Origin of the sequence: Natronococcus jeotgali DSM 18795 (assembly GCF_000337695.1) — an archaeon.
Classification (GTDB): domain Archaea; phylum Halobacteriota; class Halobacteria; order Halobacteriales; family Natrialbaceae; genus Natronococcus; species Natronococcus jeotgali.
This window is the reverse complement of sequence record NZ_AOIA01000012.1, coordinates 1-698: the sequence shown is the minus strand read 5'-3', so window position 1 is coordinate 698 and position 698 is coordinate 1. Positions and strand designations below refer to the sequence as shown.

Below are 698 nucleotides of genomic sequence, written 5' to 3'. Positions count from 1 at the left end.
GTGGTGGAGTCATTATCAAGCTATGGGCCGCTCTTCGGATTTCTCGAGACCGCCAACAACCACGTACTAGGACTACATACGTGATCGTTAGCGATCTTGTCGACCGAACGCGAGTAACCAACGCCGCCGCGAAGCTCCAGGACGACGCCACAAGGACGCTGATCTTAACCAACGGCGGGACGGCTCTCCTGGGGTATGTTGGTTAAGCCCGTCGACCCGGAGAACTTTCCCCGCTGAATCAGTAGGTCGGCGTATGACCGACGCTGAGACCTTCGAGTGTCCGTCGCCCGACTGCTCGAGGACGTTCGGGGGACAGGGAGAATTTACTGAGCACATCAACACCGAACACGCCGGCGAGTACCAGCGCGACGATTGGCCGGACACACCGGCCGGTCGGCAGACGCGCCGTGATCGTGAGGAAAGCGACGAGGAGTGATAGGGATCAGCAGACTAGTTTATAGTTTCTCCCGTCATGCGGTTCTCACAGGAGATCGTTTTTCTCGTGTGAACCTCCGAATCTCGACGCTGATCCCTATGAGTTTAACCAGCGTCGGGAGCGTTACATACAGAGTATACACCGACCGAGGTAGCTATGAGTGATGAAGATCGGTTCAGAGTTGACAGGGTCGTCCGAGTTCTTGTTCGTACTTCGTTTTGATCTGCTCGAACAAGTCCTCGCCAAACTCCGTCTGGAAGCG

Annotated in this window: 2 protein-coding genes; both read left to right on the top strand. The window is 56.0% G+C overall.

The features are described from left to right. Positions 1-206, top strand: a 206-nt coding sequence (locus tag C492_RS24935; protein ID WP_008419454.1) for a hypothetical protein, incomplete at its 5' end; no start/stop codon positions are given. Positions 207-253: 47 nt separating this feature from the next. Then, positions 254-436 carry a hypothetical protein gene (locus C492_RS00400; RefSeq protein WP_008419452.1) on the top strand — a complete coding sequence of 61 codons (183 nt, stop codon included), beginning with the start codon at positions 254-256 and terminating at the stop codon, positions 434-436. The last annotated feature ends 262 nt before the right edge of the window (positions 437-698 follow it).

What these genes read in the sequence shown, in the direction of transcription:
- C492_RS00400 (WP_008419452.1), top strand. Translation starts at nt 254, where the DNA reads ATGACCGACGCTGAGACCTTCGAGTGTCCGTCGCCCGACTGCTCGAGG.